Here is a 16,012-nt window from a genome sequence, read left to right as displayed (position 1 = left end):
CTTATTTCCCCCTGTGACTGTTCCAGCCCCCAATGACCAAACGCGAAGCTCCCATCTACAAAGTCATCTTTCTCAACCAGGGCCAGGTGTTCGAGATGTACGCCAAACAGATCTACCAGAGTGACCTGTGGGGTTTTCTGGAGATCGAGGAATTCGTGTTCGGCGAGCGCACTCAGGTCGTGGTCGACCCGAGCGAGGAGAAGCTCAAGGCTCAGTTCGAGGGTGTGGTGCGCAGCTTCGTGCCCATGCATTCGATCGTGCGCATCGACGAGGTCGAGCGCCTGGGCACGCCGAAGGTCAGTGAAGCCCGTGGCGTCAGCAACGTGATGCCGTTCCCGATGCCGATGCCCGAGAAGTAACGGCTGCGTTACGGAAGGGGTGCGAAGGGCGTGCGACCGTCGACGGTCTGCAGCTCCAGCAGGTACTTGCGAAAGATCTGGCCGAGCACCTGGGTGGCCATTTCCAGTTCGTCGCGCTGCATTTTTGCCGACACTTCGTCGGCCATGTCCAGCGCGTCTTCAGCGCCGTTCACCGCGGCCATCTTCAGCACGATATAGGCCTGCACGTTGTTGGCAGCGACGCCTTCGCCGCGAAAGAACATGCTGCCCAGGCGATATTGCGCTTCGGCGTGGCCTTGCAGCGAGGCCTGCTCGAAATAGTTGAGTGCCTTGTTCAGGTCTTGCGGGGCGTTCTTGCCGTCGTAATAGAACTCGCCCAGCTCGTACTGCGCCTGTGCGTCGCCGGACTGCGCGGCCTGCTGGCAGCTGGCCAGGGCCTGTTGCAGTTCTTCGGCAGGCGTATTGAGGGTGCAGCGGCCTGCTGCCGGGATCAGCAACGAGTTACCGCCTGCGGTGGCCAGCAGGGGCTGAAGTAGCAACAGGCAGCCCAGTGCGAGGGCGCGGCCGGCGCGGTTCATGGTGATCGACTTACCTCTGCAAAGCTGCGGCCAATGTGTCTGGTGGCACATTATGGGATAAGCAGCGCCCACCTTACAAAGTCTTTACTCGATTTTCTGCCGAGGGAGGAAGGCGGGGAGGCTTGCGGTGGCTGTTCTGGCGTCTTTGCCGGCCAGGCCAGCCCCTGCAGTTTGCATGAGATTGCATGCAACCTGCAGGGGCCGGCCTGGCCGGCGAAGCGGTTTCACAGCTTGGCGAAGGCCCGCTCGGCAGCATCCAGGGTGATCTTCAGCTCGGTCTCGCCATGGGCGATGGAGGTGAAGCCGGCTTCGAATGCGCTCGGTGCCAGATACACGCCGCCTTCGAGCATCAGGTGGAAGAAGCGCTTGAAGCGCTCGGCATCGCTGGCCATCACGTCGTCGAAGGTGACGATGTCGTCGGCGCCGCTGAAGTACAGGCCGAACATGCCACCGGCCTGGGTGGTGACGAACGGCACGCTGGCTGCATCGGCGCGCTGCTGCAGGCCATCGAGCAGGCGGCTGGTGAAGGCGCTCAGCTCGTCATGGAAGCCCGGACGGCTGATCAGCTTGAGGGTGGTCAGGCCCGCGGCCATGGCCAGCGGGTTGCCCGACAGGGTGCCGGCCTGGTACACCGGGCCCAGCGGCGCGATCTGCTCCATGATGTGGCGCTTGCCGCCGAAGCAGCCCACCGGCATGCCGCCACCGACGATCTTGCCGAAGGTCGACAGGTCCGGGGTCACCCCGTAGTGCGCCTGGGCGCCGCCCAGGGCCACGCGGAAACCGGTCATCACTTCGTCGAAGATCAGCACCACGCCGTGCTGGTCGCACAGGCTGCGCAGGCCTTCAAGGAAGCCCGGCGCCGGTGGCACGCAGTTCATGTTGCCGGCCACCGGCTCGACGATGATGCACGCCACGTCCTGGCCGACTTCACCGAGCATCTTCGCTACCGCGTCGATATCGTTGAACGGCAGGGTCAGGGTGTGCTTGGCGAACGCCGCCGGCACGCCGGCCGAGCTTGGCACACCCTGGGTCAGCAGGCCGGAGCCGGCCTTGACCAGCAGGCTGTCGGAGTGGCCGTGGTAGCAGCCTTCGAACTTGATGATGCTGTCGCGACCGGTGAAGCCACGGGCCAGGCGGATTGCGCTCATGGTCGCTTCGGTGCCGGAGCTGACCATGCGCACCATTTCCATCGACGGCACGATCGAGCAGACCAGGTCGGCCATCTCGGTTTCCATCGCGGTCGGGGCGCCATAGGACAGGCCGTGGGCCAGTTGCTTGCGCACCGACTCCAGCACGTCCGGGTGGCTGTGGCCGAGGATCATCGGGCCCCACGAGCCGACGTAGTCGACATAGCGCTTGTCGTCTTCGTCAGTGACATAGGCGCCTTCGGCGTGCTTGAAGAACAGCGGCGTGCCGCCCACGCTCTTGAACGCACGCACGGGCGAGTTCACGCCACCGGGGATGTGCTTCTGGGCATTGGCAAACAGGGTTTCGGAACGAGACATGTCGGGCTCTCTCAGGCAGATGCGAACAGGGCGTTGAAGGCGCGGGCGCGGCGAGTGACCTCGGCCGTGCTGTCGGCGCCGAACAGGCCGTGAATCACCGCCAGCAGGTCGGCGCCATGGGCGACCAGCGGTGCGGCGTTGTCCAGGGTGATGCCGCCGATCACGGCAATCGGCAATTTGATGCGGCCACGGGCGTCGTCCAGCAGTTGCACGTTGCAGGCCGGGGCGCCGGGTTTGGTGACCGAGTTGAAGAAGCGGCCGAAGGCGACATAGTCGGCGCCTTCGCGGGCCGCCTGCTCGGCCAGGTCGAGCTGGGCGTGACAGGTGGCGCCGATGATCGCGCTGCGCCCCAGCAGGGTGCGCGCCGGGGTCAGCGGGCCGTCGGTCTGGCCCAGGTGCACGCCGACGTCCAGGCGCGCGGCCAGCTCGGCATCGTCATTGATGATCAGGCGGGTGTTGTAGCGCTCGCACAGGGCCTTGAGCGCTTCGGCCTCGCCCAGGCGACGTGCGTGGTCCTGGCTCTTGTCGCGGTATTGCAGCAGGGTCACGCCACCTTCGAGGGCCGCTTCGACGTAGGCAAGAAAGCGGCCAGCCAACAGTTGGCTGTCGGTGATGGCATACAAACCACGTAACTTCATCGTGCAGGCCTCGGGGCGGTCGGTCAGGAACAGAAATCCAGGGGCAGGCGGCGTGGCACGTACTGGCCCTGGCCGAGTTTTTCGGCGTCACGCAGGGTGCGCCAGGTGTAGTCCAGCGCCGAGCGTACCGCGCTGTGCAACTGCTCGCCCAGGGCCAGGCGTCCGGCCAGGGCGCTGGCCAGGGTGCAGCCCGAGCCATGGTAGTCGCCCGGCAGGCGCTGGCAGGTCCAGGTGTGGTGCTCGCCGTCGCGGCTGTACAGGCGGTTGTGAATTTCGTGTTCGTCGCCGTGGCCGCCGGTGATCAGCAGGTGCTTGACGAATGGCAGCAGTTTTTCGGCGCATTCATCGGCACTGCCTTCGGGCAGTTCGGCCAGGATGCGGGCCTCGGGCAGGTTGGGCGTGGCAATGGTGGCCAGCGGCAGCAGGCGTTCGCGCATGGCGTAGCCGACCTCGTCCTTGCCCAGGCGACCACCGCCACCGGCGCGCAGCACCGGGTCGCACACCAGCGGCAGGTGCGGGTGGGCGCTGAGCAGTTCGACGATGGTGTCGACCATGGCCAGCGAGCCAAGCATGCCAAGCTTCACCGCCGCGACGGTCGAGTCGGTCAGCACGGCATTGGCCTGGGCCAGCACCCACTCGCGGTCGAGCACGCGGAAGTCACTGACATTGACGGTATTCTGCACGGTCAGGGCGGTGACGGCCGGGGCGGCGTGACAACCTTGAGCGATCAGGGCTTCGATATCTGCCTGCAAGCCGGCGCCGCCACTGGGGTCGTGGCCGGAGAGACAGAGGACAACGGGGCGGGAGCTGTAGGTATTCATGGTGCGCGAGCTTACCACCAAACGCTTTTGGCGGGTCTTCCAGGCAGGCGGTGTTTTTGATCGACAGGTCAGATTGCTTCTCTGATATAGGCTGAAAGCCGCGAGATAGAGCCTCTGAATTGAATTGAAACAACACCGCTGGAAGCGCCGGGAACCTATGCTAGAGTGCTCGCCAATCGATAACAGGTACTGTCGGATTTCGTCGCCTCAAACGGACAGGAGGCCAACGCGACGCGACTGCACATGCCACGCCGGGGCTGTATGCGTAATTTGCTGACTTTCTTGCTGTGCTGTTTGCCACTGTTGGCCAGCGCTGCCGATTTCGACGACACCACCCGGCAGTTGCCGTTGGGCCGCCTGATGCAGGTGTATGAAGACCCCGATGGCAGCGCCAGCATCGCCCAGGTGAGCTCGCCGGATTTCGCCAGCCGGTTCGAGCCGCACCAGGCCGACGTGCTCAACGCCGGCTATTCGACCTCGGTCTTCTGGATCAGGCTCGACCTGCGCTACACCGCCACGGCCCAGGCCGCGCCACGTCACTGGCTGCTGGAACTGGCCTACCCGCCACTCGATTACCTGGAGCTCTACCTGCCCGATGCCGCCGGGCACTATTACCTGGCGCAGCGCACCGGGGATGCCTTGCCCTACGCCAGCCGCCAGATCCGCCAGAACAACTACCTGTTCAATCTGCCGTTCGCCCCCGGCCAGGCGACCACTATGTACCTGCGCCTGCACAGCGAGGGTTCGGTACAGGCGCCGCTGACGTTGTGGTCGAGCGATGCGTACCTGGAGGCGCAGCCCACGCGGCTGTATGTGCTGGGGCTGATCTACGGCGTGCTGCTGGGGATGCTGGTGTACAACCTGTTCATCTTCATCAGTGTGCGCGACAGGAGCTACCTCTACTACATCCTCTACATCGCCTCGTTCGGCCTGTACCAGGTCTCGGTCAATGGCGCCGGGGTGGCGTACTTCTGGCCGGACCACCCGTGGTGGGCCAACGCCGCCACCCCGTTGTTCATCGGCGCCGCGGGCCTGTTCGGTTGCCAGTTCGCGCGCAGTTTCCTGCAGATGGCCAGCCACAGCCGCGCCTTCGACCGCTTCCTGCAGGGGCTGATGGCCTGTTCGGTGCTGGTGATGGTGATGTCGCTGGCGCAGGACTACGGGATCGCCCTTCGCCTGGCTACCGCGCTGGCGCTGCTGTTCACGGTGAGCATCTTCGCCGCCGGGCTGTTTGCCTGGTGGCGCGGCATGCGCGTGGCACGCTATTTCATCATCGCCTGGTCGGCCTTTTTGCTCGGCGGGCTGGTCAACACCCTGATGGTGCTAGGCTACCTGCCCAATGTGTTCCTGACCATGTACGCCAGCCAGATCGGTTCGGCGCTGGAGGTGGGGCTGTTGTCGCTGGCCCTGGCCGACCGCATCAACAGCATGCGCGAAGAACAGGCGCGCACGCTGCGCGAGGCCGGGCTGACACTGGAGCAGGCCAACCTGCAGCTGGCGCGCAGCAATCGCCTCAAGGACGAGTTCCTGGCCACCGTCACCCATGAGCTGCGCACCCCCATGAACGGTGTGATCGGCTCGCTGGAACTGATGCAGATGGCCACCAGCGAGCAGGAGCGTACCCCCTACCAGCACACCGCCAACGCTGCCGCGCAGAACATGATGCGCATGGTCGACGACATCCTGATTCTCACCGAGCTCAAGGCCGGTCGCCTGCAGGTGCAGACCGAGCTGTTCAGCGTGCATGGGTTGCTTCACGAACTGCGTGTGCGCTTTCTGCCCAAGGCCCAGGAAAAGGGCCTGTTCTTCAACCTGGACCCGGGCATGGATCTGCCGGACGTGATCCACGGCGACCGGCGCAAGCTGGCCATGTGCCTGAGCTACCTGCTCGACAACGGGCTCAAGTTCACCCATCGCGGCGGCGTGCTGCTCAAGGTGCGGGCCACGCCCATGGGCGTCGATCAGGCGAGCCTGACCTTCAGTGTGCGCGACAGCGGTATCGGCTTTCACTGCCTGGACGAGGCAGCGCCCTACCAGCGTTTCTTCCAGGTTGATGGGTCGATGACCCGCGAGTACGGCGGCCTCGGCATTGGCCTGTCGATCTGCCGCAAGCTGGCGCTGTTGATCGATGCACAGCTGAGCCATCAGTCGAGCCCGGGCGAGGGCAGTTGCTTCGAACTGACCCTGACGGCCCGGGTGCCCAGCGGGTTTTCCGGGGCGCCCAGATCGGGGCAAATCGCGGCTGATTAGGCGTTTTTGTCACTTTGAGCCGGGGGCGGGGCGTGATTCACTGGGGTCACGTCCGGATCTGCCAGGAGCCCCCGATGAACCTGCACCAGTACGCCGAAACCCACGAAGTCACCAACCAGCCGCCCAGCCTCGACGGCGCCAATCTGTATCGCCTCGACCTGCCGCTGCAGCAATGGTCGCGCCATTACGGCGCGGGCTGGGCCGAGTCGCGCATCGATGCCTACGGCGCGCTGGCCGGTGGGCCGCTGATGGCCGCAGGCTTTCTGGCCAATCAGAACAAGCCGCAGTTCAGCAGCCATGACCGTTATGGGCATCGGATCGATCTGGTGGAGTTTCACCCGGCCTACCATGAGCTGATGCGGACTGCCATCGAGCATGGCCTGCCCTCGCTGCCTTGGGCCGAGCCGCGTGCCGGCGCGCATGTCGCCCGTGCCTCGATGACCTACCTGCACAGCCAGGCCGAAGCCGGTAGCGGCTGCCCGCTGACCATGACCTTTGCCGCGGTGCCGGCGCTCAGGCTGCAACCGGACCTGGCCGAGTACTGGGTACCCAAGGTGCTGGCCACCGCCTACGACCCGCGCAATGTCGGCGACCGGCACAAGGTGGGGGTTACGCTGGGCATGGCCATGACCGAGAAGCAGGGCGGTACCGATGTGCGTGCCAATACCACCCGGGCCTACCCGGTGGGCGCGCCGGGGCCGGGCCAGGCCTACGAGCTGGTGGGCCACAAGTGGTTCTGTTCGGCACCGATGTGCGACGCGTTCCTGACCCTGGCGCAGACCGACAAGGGCCTGAGCTGCTTTTTGCTGCCGCGCCATCGCCCGGACGACACGCGCAACCAGTTCTATATCCAGCGCCTGAAGAACAAGCTGGGCAACTGTTCGAACGCGTCCAGCGAGGTGGAGTTTCGCGGCGCCCTGGCCTGGATGATCGGCGAGGAAGGCCGTGGCGTGCCAACCATCATCGAGATGGTGGCCATGACCCGATTCGACTGCATGGTCGGCTCCAGCGCGCTGATGCGCCAGGCCCTGACCCAGGCCGCGCACCACTGCGCCCACCGCACGGTCGGGGGCCGGGTGCTGGCCGAGCAGCCATTGATGCAGAACGTGCTCGCCGACCTGGCCCTGGAAAGCGAGGCGGCGCTGGCCCTGAGCCTGCGCATGGGGCATGCGCTGGACCAGCCCGATGACCCGCACCAGGCGCGCTTTGCGCGGCTGATGACGGCGGTGGGCAAGTACTGGATCTGCAAGCGCGCGCCGGCCATGATCAACGAGGCCGCCGAATGCATGGGCGGCGCCGGTTATGTGGAAGAGAGCATCCTGCCCCGGCTGTACCGCGAGGCCCCAGTCAACTCGACCTGGGAAGGCTCGGGCAACGTGCAGTGCCTGGACGTGTTGCGTGCCCTGTCCAAGGAGCCCGGTGTACTGGACACGCTGTTTGCGGAGCTGGGCGATGGCCATGGCGATCCGCGTCTGGCCGCACACATCGGCAACCTCAAGGCGGCCTTCGCCGATACCGGCGACATCCAGTACCGCGCCCGCCAGCTCACCGAGGACATCGCCCTGGCGGTGCAGGCCAAGCTGTTGCTGGAGGCCGGCAACGCGGCGGTCAGTGACGCCTTCATCGGCAGCCGGCTGTCCGGCAGCGGCCGGGTCTACGGCACGTTGCCGCGCGGGGCGGACGTGGCGGCGCTGGTGCAGCGGGCCACACCGAACTGGCCGCTCTAACGTGCGTGCCTTTGCCGGCGGATATAGGCAAGATGGGCCCATGCATGTCAGACAGACAGGAAGTACATTGTGAGCCGTACCGATGAAACCTTCGTTGTCGTGGAAACCGCCGAGCAAGCCGTCGACCAGTTGGCCGCCTTGCACGAATCCGCCACCGCCGCACTGAGCCAGGCGCTCAAGCGCTACCTCAAGGACCGCACCGAGCCCAATGCGGCCGAGCGCGCGCAGTTTCGCTACCCCGAACTGCGCCTGACCTACCAGTATCAGGGTGACGTACCGGTGATCACCCGGGCCTACGCCAAGGTTCAGTTGCCGGGCACCTACAGCATCACCGTGACTCAGCCGGCGGCGTTTCGCGGCTACCTGCTGGAGCAGCTCGGGCCCTTGATGCGCGACTTTACCGTGACGGTCGAAGTGGGCCTGAGCGAGCAGAACATTCCCTACCCCTATGTGGTCGAGCAGGGCGATGAACTGGCCGGCACCGGCATCACCGCTGCGGCGCTGGCGCGGGTGTTCCCCAGCACCGACCTGTCGGCGGCCACCGACGGCATCGCCGACGGGCTGTACGACTGGGCCAACGTCGACCCGCTGCCGCTGGCGCTGTTCGACGCGGCGCGGGTCGATTTCTCGCTGCGCCGGCTGGTGCATTACACCGGCAGCGACTGGCGGCATGTGCAGCCATGGATCCTGCTCACCAACTACCACCGCTATGTCGACCAGTTCATCACCCACGGCCTGGAGCAACTGCGCCAAGACCCGCGCTTCGTGCGCATGGTGCTGCCGGGCAACGTGGTGATCGAAAAGGCCATGGACAATGGCGAGGCACAGGCGCTGGTGGCCGGGGTGGTGTGGCACCGCTACCAGATGCCGGCGTATCACCTGATTGCTGCCGACGGCCATGGCATCACCCTGGTCAATATCGGCGTGGGCCCGTCCAACGCCAAGAACATCACCGACCATCTGGCGGTGCTGCGCCCGCACTGCTGGCTGATGATCGGCCACTGCGGCGGCCTGCGCCAATCCCAGACCATCGGCGACTACGTGCTGGCCCACGCCTACATGCGCCGCGACGGCATCCTTGACCGTGTGCTGCCGCCCAATATCCCGATCCCGGCCCTGGCCGAGGTGCAGTTGGCGTTGCAGGAAGCGGCGGCGCAGGTGACCGGCGAACGTGGCGACGAGCTGAAAAAGCGCCTGCGCACCGGCACCGTGCTGACCTACGACGACCGCAACTGGGAGCTGCGCTGGGCCCAGGAGCGCCCGTTGATCAACCTGTCGCGGGCCGTGGCAGTGGACATGGAAAGCGGCACCATCGCCGCCCAGGGCTACCGCCTGCGCGTGCCCTACGGCACCTTGCTGTGCGTGTCCGACAAGCCGCTGCACAGCGAGATCAAGCTGCCGGGGGCGGCCAACGCCTTCTACAACCGGGCGGTCAGCCAGCACCTGAAGATAGGTATTGCGGCGCTCGACCTGCTGCGTACCGAACTGAACTCGCTGCACTCGCGTAAACTGCGCAGTTTCGACGAGCCGCCGTTCCGCTGAGGCCCCATGCCGTTACCCCCCCGTTCCAAGCCGCGGCCCGCCGCGGCCAAACCCGCCGGCCCGCGTCGCCAGGCCAAGGCGCCGCCGGCCGCGCCGCGTCTGCTCCTGTTCAACAAGCCCTTCGACGTGCTGACCCAGTTCAGCGACGGGGAGGGCCGCGCCACCCTCAAGGACTTCATCGATGTACCGGGCGTATACCCGGCCGGGCGTCTGGATCGCGACAGCGAAGGGTTGTTGCTGCTGACCAATGACGGCCAGTTGCAGGCGCGCATTGCCGACCCCAGGCACAAGTTGCCCAAGACGTACTGGGTACAGGTGGAGGGCGAGCCGACCGAGGAGCAGCTGCAGCGCTTGCGCGAGGGTGTGCAACTGAATGACGGCATGACCTTGCCGGCCCAGGCGCGTCATCTGGAAGAGCCGCAACTGTGGCCGCGCAACCCGCCGGTACGCTTTCGCAAGAGCGTGCCGACCGCCTGGCTGGAGTTGGTGATCAAGGAAGGGCGCAACCGCCAGGTGCGACGCATGACCGCGGCGGTAGGCTTGCCGACCCTGCGCCTGGTGCGCGTGCGGATCGGCGACTGGAGCCTGGATGGGCTGGACCAGGGCTGCTGGCGCGAGGTGCCGGCGCGGCGCTAGACGCCTTCGATGAAGCCGATGACCACGCTCTTGATGACGAAGGCGAGAATGCCCAGGCCCAGCACGAAAAACAGGATGAAGGTGCCGAACTTGCCAGCCTTGGATTTTTTCGCCAGGTCCCAGACGATGAAGCCCATGAAACCAATCAGGATGGTGACCAGGATGGTCATCATCCATTCTTCGAACAACGCAGGATCCATCGATCTTCTCCGCCAGGTTGAAGCGCGCGATTATACGCCCGGCCCGCAGCGCTGACTAACGCAGGTGCGTAAGGGGCAGCTCGGTGCTGGCCAGCACCTGGTTGAGCACGAAGCTTGAACGCACGCTGGTGACGCCTTCGATGCGGGTCAGGTGGCCGAGCAGCAGCTTCTGGTAGTGGTCCATGTCTGGCACCACTACCTTGAGCTGGTAGTCGGCATCCATGCCGGTGACCAGGCTGCACTCCAGCACCTGGGGCAGGCTGCGGATGGCGGCCTCGAAGGTTTCGAAGCGCTCGGGGGTGTGTCGGTCCATGCCGATCAGCACGTAGGCGGTGAGGCTCAGGCCCAGCTTCTTGCGGTCGAGCAGGGCGACCTGGCGCGAGATGTAGCCATCGTCCTCCAGTTGCTTGACCCGCCGCGAGCAGGGCGAGGGCGACAGGCCGATCCGTTCGGCCAGTTCCTGGTTGGAGATGCGCGCATCGCGCTGCAGTTCGGCAAGAATGCTCAGGTCGTATCGGTCGAGCTTGCTCATGAATGAAGCCTTTTCTGTTTCGATTGCTGCGGATTATTAATCCTTAGTTAAAAATTGCGCAAGTAATGTTTTGTTGAGCAATTTTAGCAATCCTCTGTCGCAGCGCTTGCCTATGATGGTCAACAGAATCACTGCCCGGACACATGTCCACAGCGGCGGCCCCAATCAGGGGCGCTGCGGCCAGCAACCCCACCGGGTTGTGCTCGGCCCCCGGGCTGCACACTGTTCACAAGACAGCGTGAGGTGAGCCGGCGTCACAAGCGCCGAGCACGGACGAAAATCTCGAAGGGTGGCCTCAGGGTCACCCTTTTTTAATGTCCGCAATTTCATCTGGCGCCTGCTGGCGCGTGGCAGGCGGCCTGATAGAGTAGGCCATGAATGCCAGCGGGAGAGAAACAGCATGAAGTCGCGCATCTGGCAGTTGGCAGGTGTTGGTCTGCTTTGCCTGAGCCTGGGCGTACAGGCCCAGGACGAGCGTCGCGGACCACAGCAGGACCCCAATGGCGGCGAGCGCCCGCCTGCGTCCTCGCCGCTCAACGCGCGCCCGGACGAGGTTCGCCAGACCCAGCCGCCACGCCAGGGGTACTATCAGGACGTGCCGCGGCGCAATGACGCCAATCAGCACTGGCAGGCCGGCGGGCCGGGGCAGCGCCCTGGCGAAGGGCACGGCAATGGCTGGGGCCCCGGGCCTCAGTATCGGCCGGGGCACACCATAGACCGCTTCCCGGAACCGTACCGGCGCGTGCCGTATCGTGGCAGTGACTATTACTATTCCGGTGGCTACTGGTATCGCCCGCAGGGGCCGCATTACGTGGTGGTGGCGCCGCCTTACGGGGTACGGGTGAACTACCTGCCCGACTATGCGCGGCAGGTGTGGGTGGGCAGTGCGCTGTTCTTTCTGGCTGCAGGCACCTATTACCAGTACCTGGACGACAGCCGCGACTATGTGGTGGTAAGCCCGCCGGTGGCTGCGGCGCCGGCGCAACCGGGCAATGGCTATGACGTGATTGCCTACCCGGCCAACGGGCAGTCGCCACAGCAGGTCGATCAGGACCGCTACCAGTGTCACCGCTGGGCGGTGCAGCAGACCGGGTTCGACCCGGCATCGGCGACCTACGCGCCTGCGGCGCAGGTGACGGACACCTATCGACGGGCGCTGGGGGCGTGTTTGAGCGGGCGCGGTTACAGCGTCAACTGAAGCGCAACAGCTTCGCCGGCAAGGCCGGCTCCTACACGTACAGCGTGAATCCCGTAGGCGCCGGCCTTGCCGGCGAAGGGGCTGCTGTGTCACTCCACCGGGTCGGCATGCACCAGCACTTCGGCCTTGGGGTACTCCCGGCGGATCGCCGCCGCTGCCGCATCGCACAGCACGTGGGCCTCGGTCAGCGTCAAGGTGCCCGGCAGCTCCAGGTCCACCTGCACGAACCAGCGGTTGCCCGACACCCGGGTGCGCAGGTCATGCGCGCCCTGCACGCCAGGCACCGCGCACACCAGTGTCATCATCTGCTCGCTCACCTCGCCGGGCAGCTCCTTGTCCATCAGGATGGCCGAGCTTTCACGGGCGATCTGCAAGGCACTCCATAGAATGTACAGCGCGATGCCCAGGCCAAAGTACGCATCCACCTGTGGCCAGCCGAACCGCGCCAGCACCAGCGCGACCAGGATGCTGGCATTGAGCAGCAGGTCGGAGCGGTAGTGCAGCGAGTCGGCGCGCACGGCGGTCGAGCCGGTGAGGCGCACCACCCTGGCCTGCACCATCAGCAAGGCGACGGTCAGCCCCAGCGACAGCAGCATCACGACAATGCCCACCGTGGCATCACCCAGCGGCGTGGGGTTTTTCAGGCGTTCGACTGCCTGTACGCCGATCAGTACCGCACTCACCCCGATGAACAGCGCCTGGGCCATGCCGGCCAGTGCCTCGGCCTTGCCGTGCCCGTAGCGATGATCGTCATCGGCCGGGCGCAGGGCATAGCGCACCGCGAGCAGGTTGAGGAACGAGGCCACGCCGTCGAGCATCGAGTCGGTCAGGCCGGCCAGCAGGCTGACCGAGCCGCTGAGCCACCAGGCCACCGCCTTGCTCACGATCAGGATGCTGGCGACCCCGAGCGAGGCATTGGTCGCCAGGCGCAGCAGGCGGGCGTGTTCGGCGCTGGTGTTCATCGGTCGTCCTTGTGCGGGCGGTCAGGCGGCGGGCTTGAGGCCGTACATCGCCAGTTGTTCAACGCTGCCCTTGTGCTGGATCAGGCGCGGGTCGTTCAGCGGCAGGCGCTGGCCCAGCTCGCTCTCCAGGATGGCCTGCAGGCGCACCTTATCGACCTTGCCATCGGCAGCGATGGCCTTGTTCAGCGTGTGCGGGTCGACCTGGGCGGTCTTGCCGCCGGGCAGGTAGATGGCGCCGGTGGCAAAGTCGACGCCGAAGGCGATCAGCCCGGGGATCACGTAGAACAGGATACCGATGGCATCCAGTGCCACGATCACCGGGTCGACCTTGCCTTCGATCTGGCCGCGACGGTCGGGAAAGAACAGGGTGCCGCAAGCCGTCAGCTGGGTCAGCAGGGCAGCAACCACGGCACCGCCGATAAGGCGTGAAGGAATACGCATGTGAATCTCCGCAAAGTAGGCCGCACCGCTACCGGCGAAATGCCGGAGGGTGCAGCTAAGACCATGATAAGGCAGGCTCGGTTCGCCGTTATACTCGGCCGATTGTTCGAGGGCTACCATGAATTCATTACCGATCGATGCCGTGCTGCCGGCCTTGCGCACCGCCTTGCAGCAGCGCCACGAAGCCGTGCTCGAGGCACCGCCGGGCGCCGGCAAGACCACCCGCGTGCCACTGGCCCTGCTCGATGAGCCGTGGCTGGCCGGCCAGCGCATCCTGATGCTCGAACCGCGCCGGCTGGCTGCCCGCGCGGCAGCCGAGCGGCTGGCCAGCGAACTGGGCGAGGCGGTGGGCGAAACCGTCGGTTACCGCATTCGCCTGGACAGCAAGGTCGGCCCGCGCACCCGCATCGAAGTGGTCACCGAAGGCATCCTCACCCGGCGCCTGCAGGACGACCCGGCGCTGGACGGGGTGGGCCTGTTGATCTTCGACGAATTTCACGAGCGCAGCCTGGATGCCGACCTGGCCCTGGCCCTGAGCCTCAACGGCCGCGAGCTGCTGCGTGACGAGCCGCCGCTGAAGATCCTGCTGATGTCCGCCACGCTGGAAGGGCAGCGCCTGTCTGCGTTGCTCGACGACGCCCCGGTAATCAGCAGCGAAGGGCGCATGTACCCGGTGCAGATGCGCTGGGGGCGGCCGTTCCAGCCCGGCGAGTTCGTCGAGCCGCGGGTGGTCGACACGGTGTTGCAGGCGCTGGCCGACGAGCCGGGCAGCCTGCTGGTGTTCCTGCCTGGCCAGGCCGAGATCCGCCGTGTGCACCAGGCCTTGCAGGAGGCCCTGGGTGAGCGACGCGAGATCCTGCTGTGCCCGCTGCACGGTGAACTCGATCTCGCGGCCCAGCGCGCCGCCATCGAGGCGCCGGCCGCGGGCCTGCGCAAGGTAGTGCTGGCGACCAACATCGCCGAAACCAGCCTGACCATCGACGGCGTGCGGGTGGTGATCGACGCCGGGCTGGCGCGGGTGCCGCGTTTTGACCCCGGCAGCGGCATGACCCGCCTCGATACCCAGCGCATCTCGCGCGCCAGCGCCACCCAGCGGGCCGGGCGCGCCGGACGCCTGGAACCGGGCGTGTGCTATCGGCTGTGGTCCGAGGCCCAGCATGACCAACTGGCTGCCTACGGCAGCGCCGAGATCCTGCAGGCCGACCTTGCCGGGCTGGCCCTGCAATTGACCCGCTGGGGCGTGGCCCCGGCGCAGCTGTGCTGGCTCGACCTGCCACCGGCGGCGGCCTATGCCCAGGCCCAGGACCTGCTAATGCGCCTGGGGGCGCTCAGGCCGGGGCAGTTGCTGGCGCTGACCGAGCATGGTCAGGCCATGGCCGAGTTGCCGGCACATCCGCGCATCGCACACCTGCTTTTGCGCGGCCAGGACCTTGGCCTGGCACAGATGGCCTGCGATGTGGCGGCACTGCTGGGCGAGCGCGACATTCTGCGCGGGGCGGGTGCCGACCTGCACAGCCGACTGGCCCTGCTCAGTGGCGAAACCCGTGCAGCCCGAGGAGGGCAGGGCGGGGTGCAGCGGGCGCGACAACTGTCCCGTCAGTACCGCAGCTACCTGCGCGGCAAGGCCGGCGCGGCCGTGGCCGACCCCGAACATTCCCGCTGGCTCGGTGCCCTGCTGGCGCTGGCCTATCCCGACCGGGTCGCTCAGCAGCGCCGTGCCGGCGGCGCCGAGTACCGGTTGGCCAACGGGCGTGCGGCGCTGTTCGGTGAGGCCGACGCGCTGATGAAGCAACCCTGGCTGGTGATCGCCGACCTCGGCAGCCGCCAGGGGCAGCGCGAAGAGCGCATCTACCTGGCGGCCGAATTTGACCCGGCGCTGTTCGACGACGTGCTCGCCGAGCAGGTGCGCCACGTGGATCAACTGGATTGGGACGAGCGTGAGAACGTGCTGCGTGCCGAGCGCCAGCGCAAGGTCGGCGAACTGGTGCTCAGCCGCGAGCCGCTGACCGGGCTGGGCGAGGATGCGCGTGCGCGGGCGCTGCTTGACCTGGTGCGACGCAAGGGCCTGGAGCTGCTGCCCTGGACCCCGGAACTGCGCCAGTGGCAGGCGCGGGTGGCACTGTTGCGCGGGCTGGATGTTGCGGCGGCAGACCAGAGCGAATGGCCTGACCTGAGCGACGCGGCCTTGCTGGCCAGCCTTGAGCACTGGCTGCAACCCTACCTGGGCAAGGTCACCCGGCTCAGTCATTTTGCCCAGCTCGACCTGTCGTCCATCCTGCGCAACCTGCTGCCCTGGCCGCTGCCGCAGCGCCTGGACGAATGGGCGCCGGTGCACATCGGCGTGCCCTCGGGTTCCAACATCCGCCTGGACTACAGCGAGACGCCGCCGATTCTGGCGGTGCGCTTGCAGGAACTGTTCGGCCTGGCCGAAACCCCGCGCATCGCCCAGGGCCGCCAGCAGGTGTTGCTGCACCTGCTGTCACCGGCACGGCGCCCGGTGCAGGTGACCCAGGACCTGGCCAATTTCTGGCGCAGCACCTACGCCGAAGTGAAGAAGGACCTCAAGGGCCGCTACCCCAAGCACTACTGGCCGGACGACCCGCTGGTGGCCGAAGCCACCGCGCGGGCCAAACCGCGCAAGTAG

15 protein-coding genes are annotated in these 16,012 nt (G+C 66.4%); 7 read left to right on the top strand and 8 right to left on the bottom strand.

What is annotated here, in order from left to right:
• Positions 1 to 32 precede the first annotated feature (32 nt).
• Positions 33 to 359: a DUF1820 family protein gene (locus tag LOY33_RS22490; RefSeq protein WP_043863886.1), complete on the top strand. Its 327-nt coding sequence runs from the start codon at positions 33 to 35 to the stop codon at positions 357 to 359.
• Between the two features lie 8 nt (positions 360 to 367).
• Here LOY33_RS22490 and LOY33_RS22485 read toward each other — a convergent pair whose 3' ends face one another.
• The 4 genes from LOY33_RS22485 to LOY33_RS22470 all read right to left on the bottom strand — a co-directional run bounded on the left by LOY33_RS22485 (position 368) and on the right by LOY33_RS22470 (position 3,880).
• Complete coding sequence (locus LOY33_RS22485) at positions 368 to 916, bottom strand: tetratricopeptide repeat protein (protein WP_058540589.1); 549 nt, start codon at positions 914 to 916, stop codon at positions 368 to 370.
• Between the two features lie 224 nt (positions 917 to 1,140).
• On the bottom strand, positions 1,141 to 2,421 hold the full coding sequence (hemL, locus tag LOY33_RS22480; protein WP_054916347.1) for a glutamate-1-semialdehyde 2,1-aminomutase: 1,281 nt from the start codon (positions 2,419 to 2,421) through the stop codon (positions 1,141 to 1,143).
• 11 nt (positions 2,422 to 2,432) lie between these two features.
• Positions 2,433 to 3,059 carry a thiamine phosphate synthase gene (gene thiE / locus LOY33_RS22475; protein ID WP_058540588.1) on the bottom strand — a complete coding sequence of 209 codons (627 nt, stop codon included), beginning with the start codon at positions 3,057 to 3,059 and terminating at the stop codon, positions 2,433 to 2,435.
• Between the two features lie 23 nt (positions 3,060 to 3,082).
• The gene (locus LOY33_RS22470; RefSeq protein WP_054916370.1) at positions 3,083 to 3,880 is read right to left on the bottom strand and encodes a hydroxymethylpyrimidine/phosphomethylpyrimidine kinase; all 798 of its coding nucleotides are present in this window, start codon (positions 3,878 to 3,880) and stop codon (positions 3,083 to 3,085) included.
• Positions 3,881 to 4,141: 261 nt separating this feature from the next.
• On the opposite strand from LOY33_RS22470, the gene LOY33_RS22465 reads away from it, so the two are divergent.
• From LOY33_RS22465 to LOY33_RS22450, 4 genes are all read left to right on the top strand, one after another.
• On the top strand, positions 4,142 to 6,130 hold the full coding sequence (locus tag LOY33_RS22465; RefSeq protein WP_116055243.1) for a sensor histidine kinase: 1,989 nt from the start codon (positions 4,142 to 4,144) through the stop codon (positions 6,128 to 6,130).
• A 74-nt stretch (positions 6,131 to 6,204) separates the two neighbouring features.
• On the top strand, positions 6,205 to 7,857 hold the full coding sequence (locus LOY33_RS22460; RefSeq protein ID WP_043863882.1) for an acyl-CoA dehydrogenase family protein: 1,653 nt from the start codon (positions 6,205 to 6,207) through the stop codon (positions 7,855 to 7,857).
• Between the two features lie 69 nt (positions 7,858 to 7,926).
• On the top strand, positions 7,927 to 9,399 hold the full coding sequence (gene amn, locus LOY33_RS22455; protein ID WP_043863881.1) for an AMP nucleosidase: 1,473 nt from the start codon (positions 7,927 to 7,929) through the stop codon (positions 9,397 to 9,399).
• 6 nt (positions 9,400 to 9,405) lie between these two features.
• Entirely contained in the window at positions 9,406 to 10,035 is a 630-nt protein-coding gene (locus LOY33_RS22450; protein ID WP_043863880.1) for a pseudouridine synthase, read from the top strand.
• Here the strand turns inward: LOY33_RS22450 and LOY33_RS22445 are convergent.
• Both LOY33_RS22445 and LOY33_RS22440 read right to left on the bottom strand, forming a co-directional pair.
• Complete coding sequence (locus tag LOY33_RS22445; protein WP_043863879.1) at positions 10,032 to 10,235, bottom strand: DUF2788 domain-containing protein; 204 nt, start codon at positions 10,233 to 10,235, stop codon at positions 10,032 to 10,034. The two genes, LOY33_RS22450 and LOY33_RS22445, sit on opposite strands and share 4 nt — an antisense overlap.
• Positions 10,236 to 10,290: 55 nt before the next feature.
• Complete coding sequence (locus LOY33_RS22440) at positions 10,291 to 10,767, bottom strand: Lrp/AsnC family transcriptional regulator (protein ID WP_043863878.1); 477 nt, start codon at positions 10,765 to 10,767, stop codon at positions 10,291 to 10,293.
• A gap of 400 nt (positions 10,768 to 11,167) precedes the next feature.
• Between LOY33_RS22440 and LOY33_RS22435 the strand changes: the two genes are divergently transcribed.
• Positions 11,168 to 11,965 (top strand): DUF6515 family protein, encoded by a 798-nt coding sequence (locus LOY33_RS22435; RefSeq protein ID WP_078481375.1) that lies wholly within the window; start codon positions 11,168 to 11,170, stop codon positions 11,963 to 11,965.
• Between the two features lie 89 nt (positions 11,966 to 12,054).
• Here the strand turns inward: LOY33_RS22435 and LOY33_RS22430 are convergent, their stop codons facing one another.
• Positions 12,055 to 12,927 (bottom strand): cation diffusion facilitator family transporter, encoded by an 873-nt coding sequence (locus LOY33_RS22430; protein WP_054916351.1) that lies wholly within the window; start codon positions 12,925 to 12,927, stop codon positions 12,055 to 12,057.
• Positions 12,928 to 12,948: 21 nt separating this feature from the next.
• Positions 12,949 to 13,368: a hypothetical protein gene (locus tag LOY33_RS22425; RefSeq protein WP_043863875.1), complete on the bottom strand. Its 420-nt coding sequence runs from the start codon at positions 13,366 to 13,368 to the stop codon at positions 12,949 to 12,951.
• A gap of 118 nt (positions 13,369 to 13,486) precedes the next feature.
• Here LOY33_RS22425 and hrpB point away from each other — a divergent pair, with 118 nt between their 5' ends.
• The gene (gene hrpB / locus LOY33_RS22420; protein WP_258660149.1) at positions 13,487 to 16,012 is read left to right on the top strand and encodes an ATP-dependent helicase HrpB; all 2,526 of its coding nucleotides are present in this window, start codon (positions 13,487 to 13,489) and stop codon (positions 16,010 to 16,012) included.

It is taken from the genome of Pseudomonas sp. B21-036 (assembly GCF_024748925.1).
Classification (GTDB): Bacteria; Pseudomonadota; Gammaproteobacteria; order Pseudomonadales; family Pseudomonadaceae; genus Aquipseudomonas; species Aquipseudomonas palmensis.
Note: the sequence above shows the minus strand (reverse complement) of the source record. Positions and strands in the feature narration are given on the sequence as shown.